Genomic DNA, 22816 nt, shown 5'->3' with positions numbered 1-22816 from the left:
CCACTCTCAACTGTAGGAGCTGCCGCAGGCTGCGATCTTTTGCTTTTTATAGGCCGACACTAATACCACTTGAAACCACACCCCCTGAAAGCCGCCATCCTACTGGGCCAAAGCCCATTTCCGTGCGTTGACATGGTATTCAAGTGGTATTAATTTCCGCCCCACAAGCGAGCCACAACAATCCTACACTCGCGTCGGAAATGACCTACATGAACGACTTCCTGGCCCTACGCCCAGACGACTCCCAGCCGACGCCGCTGTACCTGCAACTGGCGCGCAATCTGGAAGCAGCGATTCATGCCGGGCAGTGGAAGTCCGAGCAGGCGATGCCGTCCGAGCGCAATCTCAGTGAAATGCTCGGTATCTCCCGGGTTACCGCGCGTAAAGCGCTGGAAGTGCTCCTCGATCAAGGCCTGATCCGCCGCCTGCAAGGCTCCGGCACCTTCATCACTCCACGCCTCGAACAGCCGCTATCGCGCCTCTCGGGCTTCAGCGAAATGCTCCGCCTCAAAGGCTTCGTACCCAGCTCGCAATGGCTGGAACGTGAAATCACCCTGCCGACTCATGAAGAACTGATCCGCCTCAGCCTGTCGCCGAACGACAAGGTCGCGCGCATGAAGCGTCTGCGCAAAGCCGATGACACGGTCATGGCCATCGAGATGAGCACCCTGCCCGCCTCGATCATGCCCAAGCCGCAACGGGTCGGCGATTCGCTCTACGAATACCTCGACGGCATCGGCAAACCGATCGTCCGTGCCTTGCAGCACATTCAGGCGATCAACGCCTCGGACGAGTTCGCCGCGCTGGTCGGCATCGCCCCCGGCACCGCCATGCTGCTGATGACCCGGGTCGGCTACCTGGAAGACAACACACCGATCGAAGTCACCGACACCTATTGCCGCAACGACTACTACGACTTTGTTGCAGAGCTGCGCCGCTAGGCGGCCCAAAGCGAGAACCAAAATGTCCGAAGACAACATCCTCACCGCCAGCGGCTGGGTTCGCGGCCGGCTGATCCACGAACACGGCAAAGTCGTGTCGATCGAAGGCGTACCCTGCGATCCGGCGAGCAATGACCTGCCGTATCTGCTGCCGGGCTTCATCGACCTGCACGTTCATGGCGGTGGCGGCAAAGACATCATGGAAGGCGCCAGCGCCTTCGAGACCATCACCAGAACCCACGTGCGGTTCGGCACCACCTCGCTGCTGGCCACCACCATGACCGCGCCGAGTGCCGAGATCTCTAGGGTTTTGAAGGAAGTCGGAGAGTTCTGCGAGCAGCGTCCGAAAGGCGCCGCGCGCGTCCTTGGCGTCCACCTCGAAGGCCCGTACATCAATCCCGGCAAACTCGGCGCGCAACCGAACTTCGCCCACACCGCGTTGATGGCCGAAGTCGAAGAATATCTGGCACTGGCGCCGATCCGGGTGATCACCATCGCCCCGGAAATCGCCGGCCACGACGGTTTGATTCGTGAACTGAGCAGCCGTGGCGTGCGCATGCAGATCGGCCACACCCTCGGCAGTTACGAAGAAGGCGTCGCCGCACTCGATGCCGGCGCGACCAGTTTCACCCACCTCTACAACGCCATGAGCCCGCTGCATCACCGCGAGCCGGGCATCGTCGGCGCCGCACTGGCCCACGCCAAATTCGCCGAGCTGATTCCCGACTTGCTGCATGTGCATCCCGGCGCCATTCGCGTGGCCCTGCGCTCGATCCCGTGCCTGTATTGCGTGACCGATTCGACCGCTGCCGCCGGCATGCCCGACGGTGAATACAAGCTCGGCAGCCACATCGTGACCAAATGCCTGGGCGGCGTGCGCCTGCCCGACGGCACCTTGGCCGGCAGCACCCTGACCATGGACCAAGCCCTGCGCAACCTGGTGAAGATCGGTTTGCCGATCGCCGAAGCCTCGCAGCGCCTGTCGCAATTCCCCGCCGACTACCTCGGCATTACTGAACGCGGGCGCCTGCAACCCGGGGCCTGGGCCGACTGCGTGCGGCTCGATCGCTCACTCACACTGACCGCCGTCATGGTCGAAGGAGAAGACATTGACTTCAAAAATGCTTGAGGAGGCGCTGTCCTCGTTCGAGGCCGTGCAAGCCCAACTGCAACAGCTCGACCCGCAAATGATCGAGATCGCCGGGCGCCTGCGCCGTCAGCCACCACAAGTGGCGATGACCGTTGCGCGCGGTAGCTCCGACCACGCGGCGAGCTACTTCGCCTACCTGACCATGCAGCAACTGGGCGTGCCCGTAGCGTCGCTGCCGATGTCGGTGGTGACCATGCAGCAGGCGCCATTGAAGGTCAGCGGTCAGGTCGCGTTCGCGTTTTCGCAATCGGGGCAAAGCCCGGATCTGGTCAACAGCCTGCGTCTGTTGCGCAAGCGTGGCGCGTTGAGCGTATCGATGGTCAACGCTGCCGATTCGCCACTGGAAGCGGCATGCGAGTTCAGCGTGCCGTTGCTGGCCGGGACTGAAAGCAGCGTTGCCGCGACCAAAAGTTTTATCGCCACCCTCAGCGCCAGCGCCCGGTTGATTGCGCACTGGAAAGAGGACAGCGAATTGCTCGAGGCTGGCAATGCCTTGCCCGAAGGCCTGCGCGAAGCGGCGAAACAGGACTGGAGCGTGGCCATCGAAGCGCTGCGCGATTGCGAGCGTTTGATGGTCATCGGCCGTGGCGCCGGTTTTGCCATTGCTCAAGAGGCGGCGCTGAAATTCAAGGAAACCTCGGCGATTCAGGCCGAAGCGTTCAGCAGCGCGGAAGTCCGTCACGGCCCGATGGCGCTGATCGATGAACATTATCCGTTGCTGGTTTTCGCACCGCGCGGAGCTGAACAGGCTGGCCTGTTGAGTCTGGCAGCAGAGATGCGTCAACGCGGCGCCCGTGTGTTGCTGGCCGCACCGGATGACGTCAGCGAACGTGATCTCACCCTGACCCGCGCCGAACATCCGGCCCTCGATCCAATCCTGGCGATCCAGAGCTTCTACGTGATGGCCGCAGGTCTGGCCGTGGCCCGAGGCATGGACCCGGATCAGCCGCGCCACCTGAGCAAAGTAACGCGTACGCACTAAGCCCCGAATGACTGCAGACCTGATGAGACCGAGCCATGCACAACAACAATAAAGAGCTGACCCTCAGCGCCCCGCTCAGCGGCCCGGTGCTCACGCTCGCCAAAGTCCCGGACGCAGTGTTCGCCAGCGGCGCGATGGGCGACGGCATTGCCATCGACCCGATCAACGACACCCTGTACTCGCCATGCGCCGGGGTGATCATTCACGTCGCGCGCACCGGCCACGCACTCACTGTGCGTGCCGATAACGGTGCGGAGATTCTTTTGCATCTGGGCCTGGATACCGTTGAACTGAACGGCGAAGGCTTCTCGATGCTGGTCAAGGATGGCACGCGTGTCAGCAAGGGCCAGCCGTTGTTGCGCTATGACCTGGACAAGGTCGGTCAGCAGTGCAAAAGCCTCGTCAGCTTGTTGATCCTGACCAACAGCCAGGATTTTCAGGTGCGTCCGATCACGCTCAAAGCGGTGAAAGTCGGCGAGCCGTTACTGCACATTGTTGCGCGCAACAGTTCGGCGGCGAATGTTGCAGACGTGGGCGGGCCAGAGGTTCATGGCCATGTTCTGGTGGCGCATCGCGGCGGATTGCATGCGCGCCCTGCGGCACTGATTCGGCAGACCGCGCAAGGTTTCAAAAGCCGGTCGCAACTGCACTTCGCCGGCAAATCGGCGCCGTGCAACAGCCTGATCGGCCTGATGGGGCTGGCGGTTGGCGAGCAGGATCAGGTGCAGGTCAGCTGTCAGGGGCCGGATGCCGAAGCGGCGCTGCAAGCGTTGCTCACCGCGTTGGCCACAGCGCTGCCGGATGATTGTCACGCTGCGGCGCCGGTGAGTGTCGCATCGGTTAAACGCCCGGCCGAGGCTGGCGTGTTGCACGGTGTGTGCGCTGCACCGGGATTGGTCGGCGGGCCACTGTTTCGCTTGAACGCGATCAGTTTGCCGGTGGATACGGGCAATCATGATCCGCTGCAACAACTGCAGGCGCTCGACACTGCACTGAATCAGGTGCGCAGTGAAATCGACGGCACCCTCGCCCAAGCGAAAAAACACAAAAATGCCGATGAAGAAGCGATCTTTGCCGCGCATCTGGCACTGCTCGAAGACCCGGCACTGCTCGATGCCGCACAGCAAGCCATCGAACAAGGCACTGCAGCGACTCACGCCTGGAGCCAGTCGATCGATGTGCAGTGCGAAGTCCTGCAACACACCGGCAGCGCGCTGCTGGCCGAACGCGCCAATGATCTGCGCGACCTCAAGCAACGCGTGTTGCGTGCAGTGCTCGGCGAGGCCTGGCACTACGACGTGCCGGCCGGCGCCATCGTCGCGGCACATGAACTGACGCCGTCGGATCTGCTGCAACTCAGCGCGCAAGGTGTCGCCGGGTTGTGCATGGCCGAGGGTGGCGCGACTTCGCACGTGGCGATTCTCGCTCGCGGTAAAGGTCTGCCGTGCATGGTGGCGTTGGGTTCGGCGCTGCTTGATCAGCCGCAAGGTCAATCGGTGGTCCTCGATGCCGATGGCGGTCGTCTCGAACTGACGCCCAACGCTGAACGTCTGGCCGAAGTTCGGCAAGCGCAAATCGACCGGCAGCATCGCCGCGACGCGCAACAAACCAAAGCTCATCTGCCCGCCGAAACACGTAATGGCGTGCACATCGAAGTCGTCGCCAATGTCGCCTCCAGCGCTGAAGCGGCGGACGCCTTCGCCAACGGTGCCGACGGTGTAGGCCTGTTACGAACCGAGTTTTTGTTCGTCGATCGCCAGACCGCTCCGGACGTCGAAGTGCAGCGCAGTGCTTACCAGGCGGTGATCGATGCCATGGGCGATAAATGCGTGATCATCCGCACCATCGACGTCGGCGGCGACAAGCAACTCGACTACCTGCCACTGCCCATCGAGGCCAACCCGGTACTCGGTCTGCGCGGCATTCGCCTGGCTCAGGCGCGTCCGGAAATCCTCGATCAGCAACTGCGTGCGCTGCTGCAAGTCAGCCCGTTGCGTCGTTGCCGGATCCTGTTGCCGATGGTTACCGAAGTCGATGAGCTGCTGCAGATTCGCCAACGCGTCGATGCGTTGTGCGTCGAACTGGGCGTGAGCCAGCGCCCGGAAATCGGCGTGATGATCGAAGTCCCTGCCGCCGCGCTGCAAGCCGAACAACTGGCCGAACACGCCGATTTCCTCTCGATCGGTACTAACGATCTCTCGCAATACACCTTGGCCATGGATCGCGACCACGCTGGTTTGGCCGCTCGCGTCGACGCTCTGCATCCGGCGCTGCTGCGATTGATCGCCATGACCTGCGAAGGCGCGGCGGTGCACAAACGTTGGGTCGGTGTCTGCGGCGCCCTCGCCTCTGATCCGCTGGCCACACCGGTGTTGATCGGTCTGGGCGTCACCGAACTGTCGGTCAGCCCGGTGCAGATCGGCGAAATCAAGGATCGCGTGCGCCAGGTGCACGAGGCCGAGTGCCAGCGTCTCAGCCGCGACCTGCTCAAACTGAGCAGCGCCGCCGCCGTGCGTCACGCCTGTCATCAACATTGGCCTCTGCGCTAACAAAAACAACAAGGACAAACGCCATGTACCAACTCTTCATCGAAGGCCTGCAACGCCTCGGCCGTGCGCTGATGCTGCCGATCGCAATCCTGCCGATTGCCGGTCTGCTGCTGCGCCTGGGTGACACCGACCTGCTGAACATCGCAATCATTCACGATGCCGGCCAAGTGATCTTCGCCAACCTGGCAATGATCTTCGCCATCGGCATCGCCGTCGGTTTCGCCAAGGACAACAACGGCACCGCTGGCCTCGCCGGGGTGATCGGTTATCTGGTGATGATCTCCACGCTCAAGGTGCTCGATGCGAGCATCAACATGGGCATGCTCGCCGGGATCGTCAGCGGTCTGATGGCCGGCGCTCTGTACAACCGCTTCAAGGACATCAAGCTGCCGGAATATCTGGCGTTCTTCGGCGGGCGGCGCTTTGTGCCGATTGTCACCGGGTTTGCAGCGGTCGGTCTGGGCGTAGTGTTCGGCTATATCTGGCCGCCGATCCAGCACGGCATCAACGCCTTCGGTGCGTTGATGATGGAGAGCGGCAGCATCGGTGCGTTCGTGTTCGGCGTATTCAACCGTCTGCTGATCGTCACCGGCCTGCACCATATCCTCAACAACATGGCGTGGTTCGTGTTCGGTAACTTCACCGATCCGACGACTGGTGCGCTGGTGACCGGTGACCTGTCGCGCTACTTCGCTGGCGATCCGAAGGGTGGCCAGTTCATGACCGGCATGTTCCCGATGATGATCTTCGGCCTGCCGGCGGCCTGTCTGGCGATGTACCGCAACGCCCTGCCGGAGCGCCGCAAAGTCATGGGCGGGATTTTTCTGTCGATGGCGTTGACCTCGTTTCTGACCGGGGTGACCGAGCCGATCGAATTTGCCTTTATGTTCCTCGCACCGCTGTTGTATCTGCTGCATGCGTTGCTGACCGGGTTATCGATGGCGATTACCAATGGCTTGAATATTCATCTGGGCTTTACCTTCTCCGGCGGCTTTATCGACATGGTGCTGGGTTGGGGGCGCTCGACCAATGGTTGGCTGGTGATTCCGGTGGGCCTCGCCTATGCGGTTATCTATTACGCCGTATTTGATTTCTGCATTCGTCGCTTCAACCTGAAGACGCCGGGGCGCGAGGATGTGGCTTCTGCTGAGAAAGCAGTGCTCACAGAAAACGAACGTGCCAGCGCTTACATAAAGGCCTTGGGCGGCGCCGAAAATCTGCTGACTGTTGGCGCTTGCACCACGCGCCTGCGACTGGAGATGGTCGATCGCAACAAGGCTTCGGATGCCGATCTGAAAGCGCTGGGCGCAATGGCGGTTGTGCGTCCGGGTAAAGGTGGCAGTTTGCAGGTTGTGGTCGGGCCGATGGCGGACAGCATTGCTGACGAGATTCGCCTGGCAATGCCTTCTCTCGGCCATGCGGTTCTGCTTGAAAATGCTGTGGCTGTCGAGGAACCGAAAGCGCCGGTGGTCGCCGGCTCCGAGGCGCAGCAATGGCTGAATGCCTTGGGCGGTGGCGGCAACGTACTGCAACTGGACTGCATCGCGATGACGCGGATTCGCCTGCAATTGGCGGATGGCAAGGCGCTGTCGGAAGCGCAGTTGAAGGCGTTGGGGTGTCATGGCGTCAGCCAGTTGGATGGCGGGGTCTGGCATTTGCTGGTGGGGGATAAGGCCGCGAGTTTGAGTGGAGCGCTGGAGAGCCTGGTGAATCGCAGCGAGGTCAGCGCGAAGGTTTGAAGCGATAGTGTTTGAGTCGACTGTATCGCTGGCAGGCTCGTTCCCGTAGAGGAATGCATTCACATGCCCTGCTGGCGATCAACGATGCTGCAATTCTCCGGTATGTGGATCGAGTCGCCTTTCACGCCCCCGCCTGCCCCGCACTGCACACCCACTACATATGTACCACCTTCGATCGAATCACCCTCGCCATGCTGAAGGCTCTTCCCACCAGCATGGAGACTGTGCCGATGAGCACTCCCACCGCCCCCACGGTTGAAGAGATCAGGAGCGATCTCAACCAGATCGCCCAGCATCTTTTCAACATCCAGACCCCGTTGCTTGCCGAACAGGCACCGACAGCGGAGCAGATTTACCTCAAACGCCTGAACAGCCTGCTCAAAGCTCACCGCGAGCAGTTCTTGCAAAAAAGTCGGGCGATCTACCAGATCCTGGAAAACAGCGACCTGCACAGTGACCAGGGCAAAAAACTGCTCGCGACCACCAAAGCCAAGCTCGACACGGCGTTGCTCGACATGGATCTGCGCGATCTGATCGATAACAAATCGGCCAGAACCTTTCTGACCTACGAAGCCGGTTTCACCGCGATCGGCCACGAGGCGCGACAGGCCGTCAAGGATCGCCTGCTGCATCCCCAAGCCGCTGCGCTCCTGGAACAGCTGACGCTGGGGCCGACGCTACGTCCGGCCGCCTACGCGCTGCAGTTCAGCTTTCAGGAACACACCGTTGAGCTGGCTGGCGCCTTTGTCGTCACGGAAAAGAACAAGTCCGCGCTCACCGATCTGTCGACGGCCAGGGACGGTGGTTACGTCCTGTTGTTCACCCCGAGCCGGGGCATCGAGTACTTCGATTCAGCAGCGGCTCTCGACGTCCATTTGCTGCAATACCTGCAGCATCCCGCCAGCCACACTGAATTCATGCAGATGTTGCCGGCGCGCTATCACGACTTGAGTGCAGCGGGGATCTGGCCGTTGCAGTGTTCGCTGATCGATAGCCAACCGCTGTTTGAACATATCTGCGATGCCCTGATCGACAAGCGCACACAAGACATCGATCGCGCCTGGAGCTACGACGACAACCCGCAACAAGACTCGGCGCAGTTGCTCGCGGCCCTCGACCGGGCCATTGCAGGAGCCCTGCCGGATCTCGCCCCGCGCCTGGAACTGCAGGCGCAAACCTTGTTCGAACGCCACCTGCGCGACAGTGCACCGCAGTGGTACCGCAGCGCCAGCGCCGCCAGGCAGACCGAGCTGGCGCAACAGGTCGGTATTTACCACAAGGCGCGGCAAAAACTGCTCGACCTGATGGGGCCGTCGGCCAGTCTTCTGGCCCTCGCCCGGCATCAATGGCTGGAGCGTCTGAGCGAAGATCTGGAGATTGATGATCTGGAACCGCAGAAGCTGCAAATCACCACGCAACGTCGGGTGCCCGGATACGGTGTGTATGAGCATCAGCGCAATTTGCTCGAGCTGTCCTTGCGTGGCCCGCACACGGGAGACGAATTGCCGGACTCGGAGTTTCTTCGATATACCACCCTCACCTATGACGATGCGCCTTTGGCCGATGACTACGCAGACCTGACACCGCAGTGGCTGGTCAAGCAAGGGTTGAGCCTCAAGCCGCGTATCGAATTCGACCGTTTGCAGAAAGACATGCATGCCGGCCCAGCCATCAAACCCGCGATCGAGGACATGCTCGATCAACGGATCGTCGCGCTGGCTCATACGGCAGTGCTGCAAGGCCATCTGCTCGAGAGTGACCTGCAACTGATCCAGCGCTTGCGCAGCGACAGCGATCCACACCTGCGCGCCGCGACCCTGTCCGTGCACGGTGCGCAACTGCAGGATCTCTGGGTGTTGCGCCAGAGCGACGCCGAGGGCGTCCTCAAACGCATGTTGCTGTGCACGCCACAAGCGCCGCGAGAGCAGCAGTTCCAGGTCTTCGCCAGTGAGCTTGAATGTCAGACCCACCTGCTTGGCTGGGCCACGCACAGCGAAGACGTCAATACCATGACCGGCTACCTGATCAGCCGTGCACCTCTGCGTTTTCGTTCAAGCCTGCGCAAAGTGCTCTCCAGCCTCAGTTTCAAGCTTGAGGATCAGGAGCACAGAAAAGTCACCTTCGAGAACATCGGCAAGCACCTCGATTGCCTGCAAGTCATGGCCGAACACGTGTTGGCCACGCGAATCGACGACTACGATTTCGGCACCCCGCTGTGGTATCGCACAACCACCGACGAAAACCGCAGAAAACTGTCGACGCTGAGCGAAGACGCCGAAGGTGCATTGCAAGGCTTCGACCGACATCAACTTTCGGGCAGCCGCTTTCCGGCGTTCGACGATTACGTGCACGAGCAGGCGAAAAAACAACTGAACCAGTTGCTCAAACGCCCGGCAAATGACGTCGACCCGGATACTGTCATCGCTTACTCACCCATGTCGGTCATTCCGGCCCTGACACCAAAACCGTTAACGTACACACGGCTGTATCGCGACGGGTATGCCGACGGCGTCGGCTTCCTCGACGAAAAATTCTCTCGTTCGGCACACTTCAAAGGGCCGCCAGACATCGATATCAGCAACCTGAGCGCAGAGACTGTCGCGCGCTCGATTACCGGTGTGTGGATAGGCAAACGCTACACCGACAAGGTCAGACAAGAACTGCAAAGTGACGCGAGTGAGGGTTACGCCTTCAGGCGCAATACAATCCTGGCCATTACTCAACGCCAGATGAAATGCGCAGCGCTGGAATGCCAGTTGCAGGGCCATATCGCCAGCAGTGACCGGCAATGGCTTGAGCAGAGCATCGACAGCATGGAGGACACATCGGCGCCACGGCAAAAAAAATACCCGGTCCATCGACTGATGATTGAGGGTGAGTGGGTGCTCGACAACTGGCTGTTCGGCCACGACAAAAACCCGGTGCTGCTCTACACCCCCGACGCGCCTGACGGCGTGAGTTTTCGCGAAGCACGGCTGTTCAATTACCTGCTGAAACAGCAGCCCGGCATGATCGAATACTTCACCCGGCGGGTGGGCATTCAATCGCAGACCCGGGTGCGCAAATTCCTTGAAACCGCCAAAAAGCAGCTGCCCAAAGACATCGACAAAACCACGTCCAGCCAGGCACGCTACGACTCGACACAGCAGAAAGCCCCGATCAGCGACATGCGCGACGCGCTGTATGACATGAAGCTGCAGCGCAAGATCGACGATGTCCACGCGACTACCAGCAGCCGCGCCCAGATGATTGCCGGCCTGATCTGGACGTGCGTCGAATGGATCACCGCCATTGCCACCGCACCGTTTCCACTGTTGAGTCTGAGCACCGGGCTGCTGTTGGCATTCAAGGATGGCATGCTCGCCCTGCACGCCTATCGGCAGGGTAACAACGCCGAAGCGCTCAACCATTTGCTCGGCTACATGCTCAACAGTACCGGTGCGCTATTGACCGACCTGCGTCCAGCTCTGCGCTCACTTCAGCCAGTCAGCCGTCCCCTGCGCCAGGCCGCCGTCAGCAGCGCCAGCGAGCAGCAACGCGTCATGGCTCTGATTGAGCAACTGGAACCCAGCGTACCCCCGGCGGACATGCGGCCGGTGAACTACAAGGGCCAGACCCTGTGGGCAGCGAATACGCCCGACGTTATTGGCCGATACCTGCTACATCGCCTTGACCCTGACACCGACAGGCTTCTGTCGACCGGGATTCTGGCCGTGCCCAATGGCGAAGGTGTGATGGTGCGCAGCGGCGTGGCCGGCGGCGCGCCGAAATACGACGCCTTGCCGGATACACCCGGCCCGCACAAAGACTACGGCGTGCCGTCCAAATATCGGGACAGGATTGCAATGGTGATCAATCCAGAGTCCCGAGAGGAACTCATTTTGCGCAGCCAGGACTACATGGGAACGTCCTACGCTCACTCCAGCCTCTTCGCCGCTGCCGACCAACTGGCTTCCACACGCACTGCCTACCTGCAACAGGTCGAAAAGCTGACCACGGACGCGACCCGTCATTTTGCCGACCTGGCCCCTTTGCCTGCGCGCATCGAAGTGCCGGCCATCGCCGTCGACACGTCATTTACGCAACTGATCGCCAGCGACGCGTTGGCCGGCAAGAATCTGGTCATCGGCGCCCAGCCTGGCTCCATCGCCAGTAAACAGGCGCTGATCACTTATATGGACGCGTTGCTCAAGAGTGGTTTCAAACACCTTTATATGGAATATCTGCCGGCTGACGTCTTCCATATCAAGCTGGCAAAATTCAACCGGGGCGAATCATGGCGCGGTATCAAACGACATTTGAAAGCCGTCGACAAAGCCTTTGGCCACGGACCCGACGCGCCGTTCTCGTACCTTGCGCTGGTCCGCACGGCTCGGGAAAAGGGTCTGAAAATCCACGCGCTGGACGCCTCCACCAGCTATAAGCTGGACGGAGCCCTGGTGATGGCCGATGTTTCGCCGCTGACGCCCCGCAGCAACAGCATCAGAAACTTCTACTCGCTCAAGGCCATTGCCGCCGATGCGATTGAGGCGCCCGCCGAGCGCTGGATAGCCCTGACGGACGCTTCACGCATGAGCACGTTCGACAAGACGCCTGGTCTGGCCGACCTGCACGAAGCCGTTGCGCTGCGCATCGACGACGTGGCTGTGGGTCAACCGACGCGCATCGGCGTGGACTCACCCGGCGCGATACCCGGTGACGCAGCGGCCAAGGGCGATTACCTCGTGGCATTGCCGACATCCTACAAAGCGCCCCAAGTACCGGCTCAGCCTCCGGCGACGGCGAGTCCGGGCGTTCAACATTTCGACGAGTTCGATGTTCCGACGGCGTTCCGTGACGAAATTGCTCGCATGCAATTCCGCCCCCGAGCACTGGACTCTCGCTTCCCCTTTACCTCCTTGCGTGGTCAGGCCGGCCGCGACGCGCAGGCTGCCTATGACGCGTTTATTGCTCAACGCAACCGCCTCGAGAAAAAGGCCCGAGACGCCTTTACCGACTACACCCCGGCCCCCGCTGCGACCCTTCCAGACATCGCTGCCGATAGCTCATTCGAAACATTTTTGAGCCAACTGGTCGACAGTCGTCTGAGCCTGCTGATCGGCGAATCAAGACTCACAGTGTCGAGCAAAACACTGCTGAAAAAACACATGGAAACACTCAAGTCGTCAGGCTACGACACGTTGTATATGCAACATCTGCTGACCGACCTGCATCAGGCCGAGCTGGACATTTTTTTTCAAACCCAACGCATGCCCGACCGCCTCAGAAGCTACTTGCGGATACTCGACTCCTCACTCATGGGGCGTTCGGGCGGTGTCGCTCTCTACACCGAACTGGTCCACGCGGCGGCGAAAAACAACATCCGCATCAGGGCGCTCGATTGCACGGTGAGCTATTACCTGGACGGCTTGGCTGACAAGAATATTTCGCGAAACCAGATGTTCAGTTACTTCGCTACCCAGCTGATCGAGGCTGACCAACTGGCACACGGACCGCATAAGTGGGTGGCGCTGATCGACAGAACGAACACCCACTATAATCTGGGCGTACCGGGGCTGACCGATACGCTTGGTGCTGCCAGCCTTCATGTGCGCGACACCCCGCAAGAACTGGCCAAAGGTGTCTATCAAGGCACCTGGGAAGTGGTGAACTCGGAAGTCAATTCCGGCGTGTTCGCACTGCGCAGCGATTTCAATCTGGACATCGCGGTTTCCCGAGCAAAAAAACTGCCACCCATTCCGTCTGTCAGTCGGACCAGACTCACCCAGGCCGGACACTTTCTGATCGAACGTCCTGACCCGAGCGAAATCAATCTGGTGCATAAGTCCGCAACGGGGGACATTGTCAGCACGCCAATCCAGGTGGATGACAAAGGGTTGTTCTTCATTGACCGCTGGAACAGGAAGGAGCAGCGGTTCCAATACTTGCCCGAATTGATCGAAATGCTTGTCGACCAAGTCAAACTTTCGGCTGTCAGTTGAACGCCTTCGAGAGGGCGTAATCACGCTGAAAACCACTGGACTTGACGGCCCAGTGGTTTTCTTCTCGCCGTTTTTGGGGCCAGCCCCCACAACTTCGATTTGCGAACATACCCGCAGCGAAGCCGCCCGACTCAACAGGATGAGCGTTAGCTCGGCTGCAGTTTTTGATCTTGATCCACCAGCCTCGTCGGCAGGCTGAGCGGATGGATCCCGGAGCGAAGGAACCCCGAGCTTTAGCGAGTGGGCCGAACGTTGGGACAAGCCTTAATGAGATGGTCAGCCCGGTGAGATCCTCGGCGGGTCTAAACTTGCCGAGGCTCTCTTTTTACTGAAGGAGGATTTCTCATGAATACCATCACGCTTTTGGGTATCGACATCGGCAAACACACTTTCCACCTGCATGGCCAAGACGCCAGAGGCCATCAGGTACTGCGTAAAAAACTCAACCGAAACCAATTACTCCCCTTTCTGGCGCAGATCTCGATCTGCAAAATCGCCATGGAATCCTGCGGCGGGTCTCAATGGCTCGCCCGAAAAATCATGGAACAGGGGCATCACGTGCAGTTGATTGCCCCCCAACATGTGAAGGCCTACGTCACCGGAAATAAAAACGATTTCATTGATGCCGAGGCCATTTGTGAAGCGGCCTCGCGCCCCAGAACCCGCTCGGTTCAAGTCAAAACCGTAGAACAGCAGGTACTGTCCACAGAACACCGACTGCGTAAGTCTTTAGTAAATCGACGCACCGCCGTCATCAATCAAGTGCATGGATTTCTCCTGGAGTTCGGCGTCGTTTTTCCCGTTGGATACGCCGCACTGGATCGGCTCTCAGGTCTGATGGAGAGCCGTGAACTGCCCACTCGCTTGATAAGTGCTATCGAACGCATGCTTGAAGACATTCGGCAGCTGACACATGAGATCAAAAAACTCGACGTCGAAATCAAACAACAGCTGACGCAAAACGATGCCGGCCAACGCCTGCAGAGCATCCCCGGTATCGGCCCTCTCATCGCTAGCGCGCTGGTGGCCGATGTCGGCGACGCTTCGATTTTCAAGTCATCTCGCGATTTTGCAGCGTCGTTGGGGCTGGTGCCGCGCCAGTACTCAACGGGTGGGGAAACGACATTGCTCGGCATCAGCAAGCGAGGGGACAAGTATTTAAGGAGTTTGCTGATGCAGGGCGCTCACGCCGTTTTGTGTCGCGTCGATAAGCGAACGGATGCCCTCGGTGTCTGGGCCAAAAACTTACTAGCACGCAAACATCCAAACAAAGTGGCCTGCGCCCTCGCGAACAAAATGGCAAGAATCGTCTGGGTGTTGTTAACCAAGGGCGGCACCTTTAACTCAACGCTCTTAGCTTGATCTGTACGCTTCACCAACGGCTTTTGCGACGTCAGTACTGATGACGATAAACGGCAGACATCCTGACTGAAAACCTGATAACCCAAAAAGCTTTGGAAGCTGAAGCCTTTTTAAGGACAGGCAGGAGCGACTACTCATCAAGGGCCGAGCGCTATCCGTGCTCACACTGAGCCCGGATACATTAGCGCAAGCTCGATTTACCGTTAATCGCTGCTGAGTGGCAGAAGATGGGCTGACCATACATTGGGTTACTTTTTCGGCGTTTGGAAAAGGTGACCCGCCGTAAGGGCGGACCCCTGAGAAGCCGTTACCGCAGCAATGGATATGTACTCGGTCAGTCAGAACATTATTGCCTGAGCCGGCGCCTTCGCGAGCAGGCTCGCTCCCACATTGGATTCCCATCGCCCGGAAAATCGGGGGGGCAACAAAAAACCCGCAGACAATCACTCATCTGCGGGTTTCCTGTTTAAGCGGCTATCAGAAATCTTCCAGCCGCCACACTTCATAAGCCGGTGTCTCGTAGGGATGACTGAGCTTCAACGCCGCCACAACAGCAACGATCAGCTCATCCGCCACTACAAGCTCAACCTTCCATTCCTCAACCCGCTCGACCTGCCCAGCCTCGCCAATAAACGGCTGACTGCCGTCCAACGGTCGAAACTGGCCCAGACCGAGCACCTGCCACGCACAGTGATCATAATCACCGATCCGCCCACCACCGGCAGCGAACACAGCGCCTTTGACCACTTCGACATGACTGTCGGGAACAAAAAAGGCGAGCTTGTACACAGGGCTCAGTTCACCCAGACGCGCGCGTTACGGAACATACGCATCCACGGTGCATCTTCGTTCCAGTCTTCCGAACGCCAAGAGTTCTGCACCGCGCGGAACACCCGCTCCGGGTGCGGCATCATGATCGTCACGCGGCCATCACGGCTGGTGAGACCGGTAATCCCGCGCGGCGAACCGTTCGGGTTGGCCGGGTAACGCTCGGTGACCTTGCCGTGGTTGTCGACGAAACGCATCGCCACGCAACCCGACAGATCGGCTTCCAGCAGTGCCTCTTCGCTGGAGAACTCGGCGTGACCTTCACCGTGAGCGATGGCGATCGGCATACGCGAACCGGCCATGCCCTGCAGGAAGATCGAGTTCGATTCCTGAATCTGCACCATCGCCACGCGCGCTTCGAACTGCTCGGAGCGGTTGCGCACGAAGTGCGGCCAGAACTCGCTGCCCGGGATCAGCTCGTGCAGGTTGGACATCATCTGGCAACCGTTGCACACGCCGAGGGTGAAGCTGTCGTTACGCTCGAAGAAGCCCTGGAACGCATCGCGGGCACGGCTGTTGAACAGTGCCGACTTGGCCCAGCCTTCACCGGCGCCGAGCACGTCGCCGTAGGAGAAACCACCACACGCCACCAGACCTTTGAACTCGTTCAGGTCGACACGGCCGGCGAGAATGTCGCTCATGTGCACATCGATCGCGTTGAAACCGGCGCGGTCGAACGCAGCGGCCATTTCCACCTGACCGTTGACGCCCTGCTCACGCAGCACGGCAACCTGTGGGCGGATGCCTTTCTTGATGTAAGGCGCGGCGATGTCCTGGTTGACGTCATAGCTCAGCTTGACGCTCAAACCCGGATTGTCTTCTTCCAGCAGCACGTCGAACTCTTGCTCGGCGCAGTCGGCGTTGTCGCGCAGACGCTGGATCTGGTAGCTGGTCTCGGCCCACTGACGTTGCAGCAGACGACGCTGGCCTTCGAACACGGTGTCACCGTTGAAGGTGATGTTGATCTGACCATTGTTGATCGGCTGACCGATCACCGACACACAGTCGCCCAGACCGGCCGCACTGAATTGCGCGAGGATGTCCGGCGTGGCGTCCTGACGGACCTGGATCACCGCGCCCAGTTCTTCGTTGAACAGGATCGCAGCGATTTCTGCCGAGGACTCGGCAACGCTGTCGAGGTTCAGGCTCAGACCGCAATGACCGGCGAAGGCCATTTCCACCACGGAGGTCAGCAGACCACCGTCGGAACGGTCGTGGTAAGCCAGCAAGTGACCGTCGGCGTTCAAGCCCTGGATCACCGCGAAGAAGGCTTTCAGGTCTTCGGCGTCATCGACGTCCGGCGCGTGTTTGCCGAGCTTGCCGTGTGTCTGAGCAAGGATCGAAGCACCCATACGGTTCTGCCCGCGACCGAGGTCGATCAGGATCAGGTCGGTGGTGCCCTTGTCCATACGCAGTTCCGGGGTCAGGGTCTGACGGATGTCAGACACTGGCGCGAAACCGGTCACGATCAGCGACATCGGCGAGGTCACGGTTTTTTCTTCGCCGTTGTCATTCCAGCGAGTGGCCATGGACATCGAGTCCTTGCCCACCGGAATGGTGATGCCCAGCTCAGGGCACAGTTCCATACCGACCGCTTTCACGGTGTCGTACAGACGCGCGTCTTCGCCCGGGTGGCCGGCCGCCGACATCCAGTTCGCCGACAGTTTGATGTCGGAGATCTTGTTGATGCGCGAAGCCGCGATGTTGGTCAGGGTTTCGCCGATGGCCATGCGGCCCGACGCCGGAGCGTCCAGCAATGCCAGCGGAGTGCGCTCGCCCATCGCCATCGCTTCACCGGTGTAGACGTCGAAACTGGTCGCGGTGACGGCAACGTCAGCCACTGGAACCTGCCATGGGCCGACCATTTGGTCACGGGCCACGAGGCCGGTGATGGTGCGGTCGCCGATGGTGATCAGGAAGCTCTTGCTCGCCACGGCCGGGTGATGCAGAACGCGCTCGATGGATTCGCTGATGTCGAGGTTCGACGGATCGAAGTCATCGCCCAGTTCAGCTTCACGAACCACCGAACGGTGCATGCGTGGAGCCTTGCCCAGCAACACTTCCAGCGGCATGTCCACCGGATTGTTGCCGAAGTGGCTGTCGGTCACGGTCAGTTGCGGCTCGGCGGTGGCTTCACCGACTACGGCAAACGGGCAACGCTCACGTTCGCAGATCGCCTGGAAGCGCTCGAAATCTTCCGGGCCGACCGCCAGAACGTAACGTTCCTGGGATTCGTTGGACCAGATTTCGTGCGGGGCCATGCCCGGCTCGTCGTTAGGAATGTTGCGCAGTTCGAAACGGCCACCGCGGTCGCCGTCGTTGACCAGTTCCGGGAAGGCGTTGGACAGACCGCCCGCACCCACGTCGTGGATGAAGCTGATCGGGTTCTTGTCACCCAGTTGCCAGCAACGGTCGATGACTTCCTGGCAACGACGCTCCATCTCAGGGTTTTCACGCTGTACGGAAGCAAAGTCGAGATCCGCCGAGCTGGTGCCGGTGGCCATCGAGGAAGCGGCGCCGCCGCCCAGACCGATCAACATCGCCGGGCCGCCGAGGACGATCAGCTTGGAGCCGACCACGATCTCGCCTTTCTTGACGTGTTCTTCGCGGATGTTGCCCATGCCGCCAGCGAGCATGATCGGCTTGTGGTAACCGCGAACTTCGTCACCGTGCGGGGTGGTGATCGATTGTTCGAAGGTACGGAAGTAGCCAGTCAGGGCCGGACGACCGAATTCGTTGTTGAACGCGGCGCCGCCGAGCGGGCCTTCGATCATGATGTCCAGCGCGGTGACGATGCGCTCAGGCTTGCCGTACGGCACTTCCCACGGCTGTTCGAAGCCCGGGATCTGCAGGTTGGATACAGTGAAACCGGTCAGGCCAGCCTTAGGCTTGGCGCCACGGCCGGTTGCACCTTCGTCACGGATCTCGCCGCCGGAACCGGTCGACGCGCCCGGGAACGGAGCGATCGCGGTCGGGTGGTTGTGGGTTTCAACCTTCATCAGGATGTGCACCGGCTCCTGCACCGCGCCGTACTGGCGGGTCTCAGGATTCGGGAAGAAACGGCCGGCAACGTTGCCGACGATCACCGAGGCGTTGTCCTTATAAGCCGACAGAACGCCTTCGCTGTGCATCACGTAGGTGTTCTTGATCATGCCGAACAGGCTTTTTTCCTGGTTCTCGCCATCAATGTCCCAACTGGCGTTGAAGATCTTGTGACGGCAGTGCTCGGAGTTGGCCTGGGCGAACATCATCAGTTCGATGTCGTGCGGGTTGCGCTTCAAACCGTTGAAGGCGTCGACCAGATAGTCGATTTCGTCTTCGGCGAGGGCCAGGCCCAGCTCGGTGTTGGCTTTTTCCAGCGCGGCGCGACCACCACCGAGGATGTCGATTGCAGTCAGCGGCTTCGGCTCGGCGTGGCTGAACAGGCCGGCGGCCTGCTCGAGGTTGGCCAGCACGATCTGGGTCATGCGGTCATGCAGCACATCGGCAATCTGCTGGGCTTCGGCTTCGCTGAACTGACCGGCCACGTAGAAGGCGATACCGCGCTCCAGACGCTGGATCTTGCTCAGGCCGCAGTTGCGAGCGATATCGCTGGCCTTGCTCGACCATGGCGAGATGGTGCCGAAACGCGGCAACACCAGAAACAGACGGCCGGTCGGCTCTTGAACCGGAACACTTGGACCGTACTTCAGAAGGCGCGCTAGCACCTGCTGTTCGTCGCCGGTCAGGACGCCGGTGACTTCGGCGAAGTGAGCGAATTCAGCATACAGGCCACTGACAGCTGGAACCTTCTGGCTCAGTTGCTCAAGGAGTTTGCTGTGGCGAAAGGCAGAAAGGGCAGGAGCGCCGCGCAGGATCAACATCTTCGGGACAGCCTCGGGAAGGGGTGTGCTTTGAGGCCGTGCATTCTAGCCTAAACCGCCCTCAACATCACCCGAAACGCTACGCACGGTTGCACTCGAGTATCAATCTGTGTTTCCGACTTCAGAGTCAGGTAAATCAGCTATTCGGAGGCCGCTTATTTTTACTGTAACAAAAAGCCGTAAAGGCCCGTTTCTGCGGGGTTTCGCTCGGTTTTGTGATCGCTAGCAGACTCGCCTTGCACTGTCGAGATATGGCGCCCGCGGCCGTTTGCGTATACTGCGCAGATGTTTTTCCCAACGGCTTTGCGTCCGCGGTACGCCAAATGGCTGATCGCAACCGGACTCTTCCTGATGCTCGGTGGCTGTGTTGATAAACCCAACACACTCGAGCGCGTAAAGGAGGATGGTGTGCTGCGGGTGATTACCCGTAACAGCCCCGCCACCTACTTTCAGGATCGCAGCGGTGAAACCGGCTTCGAATACGAGCTGGTGAAGCGCTTCGCCGACGATTTGGGTGTCGAGCTGAAGATCGAGACCGCCGACAACCTCGACGACCTGTTCGATCAGATCGGCAAGCCGAACGGCCCGGTGCTGGCCGCCGCCGGTCTGGTCAGCAGCGAACAGCGCAAGAAGCAGGTGCGTTTCTCGCACTCCTATCTCGAAGTCACCCCGCAGATCATCTACCGCAACGGCCAGTCGCGGCCAACCGATCCCGGCGATCTGGTCGGCAAGAAGATCATGGTGCTCAAGGGCAGCACCCACGCCGAACAACTGGCCGAGCTGAAAAAGAAATTCCCCGGCATCGAATACGAAGAGTCCGACGCGGTTGAAGTGGTCGATCTGCTGCGCATGGTCGATGAAGGGCAGATTGACCTGACCCTGGTCGACTCCAACGAAGTGGCGATGAATCAGGTGTACTTCACCAACATTCGTGTGGCCTTCGACCTCGGCGATGCGCGCAGCCAGAGTTGGGCGGTTGGCCCTGGCGAAGACAACAGCCTGCTCAACGAAATCAACGCGTATCTGGACAAGGTGCAGAAGAACGGCACCCTGCAACGCCTGAAAGACCGCTATTACGGCCACGTCGATGTCCTCGGTTACATGGGCGCCACGACCTTCGCCCAGCACTTGCAGCAGCGCCTGCCGAAATACGAACAGCACTTCAAGAATTATGCGAAGAAAGAGAAAGTCGACTGGCGCCTTCTGGCAGCGATCGGTTATCAGGAATCGCTGTGGCAGCCGACGGTTACCTCGAAGACCGGCGTGCGCGGGCTGATGATGCTGACCCAGAACACCGCGCAGGCGATGGGCGTGTCCAACCGCCTCGACCCCAAGCAGAGCATCATGGGTGGCGCCAAGTACCTGGCTTATATGAAGGATCAGCTCGACGATTCGATCAAGGAACCGGATCGCACCTGGTTTGCCCTGGCGGCGTACAACGTCGGCAGCGGTCATCTGGATGACGCGCGCAAACTGACGGCCAAGGAAGGGTTGAACCCGGACAAATGGCTGGATGTGAAGAAGATCCTGCCGCGCCTGTCGCAGAAGCAGTGGTACAGCAAGACGCGTTATGGCTACGCCCGCGGCGGCGAGCCGGTGCATTTTGTGGCGAACATTCGTCGCTATTACGACATTCTGACCTGGGTGACGCAGCCGCAGCTTGAGGGCGATCAAGTCGCTGAGGGCAATCTGCATGTGCCCGGCATCGACAAATCAAAGCCCACTCAAGAACCTGCCCCGCTCTAACCAACACCCCAAATCAAATGTAGGAGTGAGCCTGCTCGCGAAAGCGTCGTGTCAGTCGACATCATCTTTGACTGATACAACGCTTTCGCGAGCAGGCTCGCTCCCACAAGTTGTTATGCGGTGACCTTTAGTGCTTGGCAGCAGCCAGGATCAGCGCCTTCATTTCCGATACGGCAGACTTGAAGCCGACGAACAACGCATGCGCCACCAGCGCATGGCCGATGTTCAGTTCGTTGATGCCCTTGATCGCCGCGACGGCTTCAACGTTGTGGTAATGCAAGCCGTGACCCGCGTTAACGATCAAGCCTTGGGCCAAACCAAACGCCACGCCATCGGCAACGCGCTTTAGTTCTTCAGCCACTTCGGTCGGGGTTTCGGCATCGGCGTAGCGCCCGGTGTGCAGTTCAATTGCAGGCGCACCGACGCGCTTCGACGCAGCGATCTGACGCTCGTCCGCATCGATGAACAACGACACTTCACTGCCGATCTTCGACAGACGCTCGACCGCTGCCTTGATCCGCTCTTCCTGCCCCGCCACATCCAGACCACCTTCAGTGGTCAGTTCCTGACGGGTTTCCGGAACCAGACAGATGTGTGCCGGGCGAATACGCTCGGCGAACGCCATCATTTCTTCGGTGACGCCCATTTCGAAATTCATGCGGGTTTGCAGCACGTCCTTGAGCAGCAGAACGTCGCGTTCCTGAATGTGCCGGCGGTCTTCACGCAGGTGCACGGTGATGCCGTCGGCACCCGCCTCTTCCGCGTCCAGCGCAGCCTTGACCGGATCCGGGTAGCGCGTGCCACGGGCCTGACGCAGGGTGGCGACGTGGTCGATGTTCACGCCAAGAAGAATGCGATTGCTGGTGGTCACGGATGCGCGCTCCTGAAGGAAAAGATTCGGCGCACAGCATACACGGGGCTAGGGCTTGCGAAACAGCTCGCGACTGACGAGAGGGCGACCGCCCAAATGAACGGCCAAGGCCTGCCTCATCAAGCGCTTGGCGGCGGACAACGCGCCGGGAGCGCTCCAGTCGGCTTCGGCCATGGCCAGTAATTCGACGCCGTTGAACAGGCCGGGTTGCAATAGGAAAACCCGCTCAAGCCCCGCATCCACTTGCAGACGATAGAGACCGTCTGGCGCGACGGGCTCGCCGTGGATATCGGTGTTCAGCGAGAAGCCATAACCGAGATCGTCCAACAGTCGCCATTCGAACGAACGTAGCAACGGCTCCAGCGGACGGCCTTCAGCCAGTGCCAGCAAGGTCGCGGCGTAGTGATCGAATACACCCGGGTGCGGATCTTCAGCGGGCAGCAGACGGATCAGCAGCTCATTGAGATAGAGACCACTGAACAGCGCCTCGCCATTGAGCCACGCCGAAGTGCCAGAACTCTCCATACGTCCGACATTCTTCAGCTCCCCCTTGCCACGGAATTCGACTTCCAGCGACACGAACGGCCGCGCCAATGTCCCGGCCTTGCCCCGCGCACTGCGCAACACCGCCCGCAGCCGCCCTTGCGGCGTGAGGAAATCCACCAACGCACTGGTTTCGCGATAGGCGCGACTGTGCAGAACGTAGGCGGGTTGGGCGGGAGGTGGGTTTTGCGACATTGAGTTCTCGATGAAGAAACGCAGTTTTACACACAACCCAAAACCACTGTGGGAGCGAGCCTGCTC

12 protein-coding genes are annotated in these 22816 nt (G+C 60.0%); 8 read left to right on the top strand and 4 right to left on the bottom strand.

Annotated features, from left to right (window positions below; all coding sequences use genetic code 11):
* Window positions 1–209: 209 nt before the first annotated feature.
* The 7 genes from QOM10_RS05415 (at window position 210) to QOM10_RS05385 (ending at window position 14704) form a co-directional block, all read left to right on the top strand.
* Entirely contained in the window at window positions 210–941 is a 732-nt protein-coding gene (locus tag QOM10_RS05415) for a GntR family transcriptional regulator (RefSeq protein ID WP_316917717.1), read from the top strand.
* 22 nt (window positions 942–963) lie between these two features.
* Window positions 964–2070: an N-acetylglucosamine-6-phosphate deacetylase gene (gene nagA / locus QOM10_RS05410; protein ID WP_127925945.1), complete on the top strand. Its 1107-nt coding sequence runs from the start codon at window positions 964–966 to the stop codon at window positions 2068–2070.
* Window positions 2051–3073 carry an SIS domain-containing protein gene (locus tag QOM10_RS05405; RefSeq protein WP_110721222.1) on the top strand — a complete coding sequence of 341 codons (1023 nt, stop codon included), beginning with the start codon at window positions 2051–2053 and terminating at the stop codon, window positions 3071–3073. Before nagA ends, QOM10_RS05405 begins: the two co-directional genes overlap by 20 nt.
* A gap of 35 nt (window positions 3074–3108) precedes the next feature.
* A complete protein-coding gene (gene ptsP / locus QOM10_RS05400) occupies window positions 3109–5622 on the top strand; it encodes a phosphoenolpyruvate--protein phosphotransferase (RefSeq protein WP_316917716.1) in 2514 nt (837 codons plus the stop codon).
* Window positions 5623–5645: 23 nt separating this feature from the next.
* Entirely contained in the window at window positions 5646–7361 is a 1716-nt protein-coding gene (nagE, locus tag QOM10_RS05395; protein WP_316917715.1) for an N-acetylglucosamine-specific PTS transporter subunit IIBC, read from the top strand.
* Window positions 7362–7414: 53 nt separating this feature from the next.
* Complete coding sequence (locus tag QOM10_RS05390; RefSeq protein WP_316917714.1) at window positions 7415–13342, top strand: membrane-targeted effector domain-containing toxin; 5928 nt, start codon at window positions 7415–7417, stop codon at window positions 13340–13342.
* A 345-nt stretch (window positions 13343–13687) separates the two neighbouring features.
* Window positions 13688–14704 (top strand): IS110 family transposase, encoded by a 1017-nt coding sequence (locus tag QOM10_RS05385; RefSeq protein WP_160038422.1) that lies wholly within the window; start codon window positions 13688–13690, stop codon window positions 14702–14704.
* A gap of 477 nt (window positions 14705–15181) precedes the next feature.
* On the opposite strand, the gene QOM10_RS05380 is transcribed toward QOM10_RS05385, so the two are convergent.
* Together QOM10_RS05380 and purL are read right to left on the bottom strand one after the other, a co-directional pair.
* Window positions 15182–15493 (bottom strand): YqfO family protein, encoded by a 312-nt coding sequence (locus QOM10_RS05380; protein WP_042607740.1) that lies wholly within the window; start codon window positions 15491–15493, stop codon window positions 15182–15184.
* A 5-nt stretch (window positions 15494–15498) separates the two neighbouring features.
* Window positions 15499–19395: a phosphoribosylformylglycinamidine synthase gene (purL, locus tag QOM10_RS05375; RefSeq protein ID WP_150749493.1), complete on the bottom strand. Its 3897-nt coding sequence runs from the start codon at window positions 19393–19395 to the stop codon at window positions 15499–15501.
* Between the two features lie 285 nt (window positions 19396–19680).
* On the opposite strand from purL, the gene mltF reads away from it, so the two are divergent.
* Window positions 19681–21141, top strand: coding sequence for a membrane-bound lytic murein transglycosylase MltF (gene mltF / locus QOM10_RS05370; protein ID WP_127925939.1), 1461 nt, complete (start codon window positions 19681–19683; stop codon window positions 21139–21141).
* 127 nt (window positions 21142–21268) lie between these two features.
* Here the strand turns inward: mltF and pdxJ are convergent, their stop codons facing one another.
* On the bottom strand, window positions 21269–22012 hold the full coding sequence (gene pdxJ, locus QOM10_RS05365) for a pyridoxine 5'-phosphate synthase (protein WP_038357694.1): 744 nt from the start codon (window positions 22010–22012) through the stop codon (window positions 21269–21271).
* 48 nt (window positions 22013–22060) lie between these two features.
* Window positions 22061–22750: a DNA repair protein RecO gene (gene recO, locus QOM10_RS05360; RefSeq protein WP_127925938.1), complete on the bottom strand. Its 690-nt coding sequence runs from the start codon at window positions 22748–22750 to the stop codon at window positions 22061–22063.
* Window positions 22751–22816 lie beyond the last annotated feature (66 nt).

This window comes from Pseudomonas sp. P108 (assembly GCF_032613195.1).
Lineage (GTDB): Bacteria > Pseudomonadota > Gammaproteobacteria > Pseudomonadales > Pseudomonadaceae > Aquipseudomonas.
The sequence above is the reverse complement of the archived record's forward strand: the minus strand, read 5'-3'. Positions and strand labels throughout refer to the sequence as shown.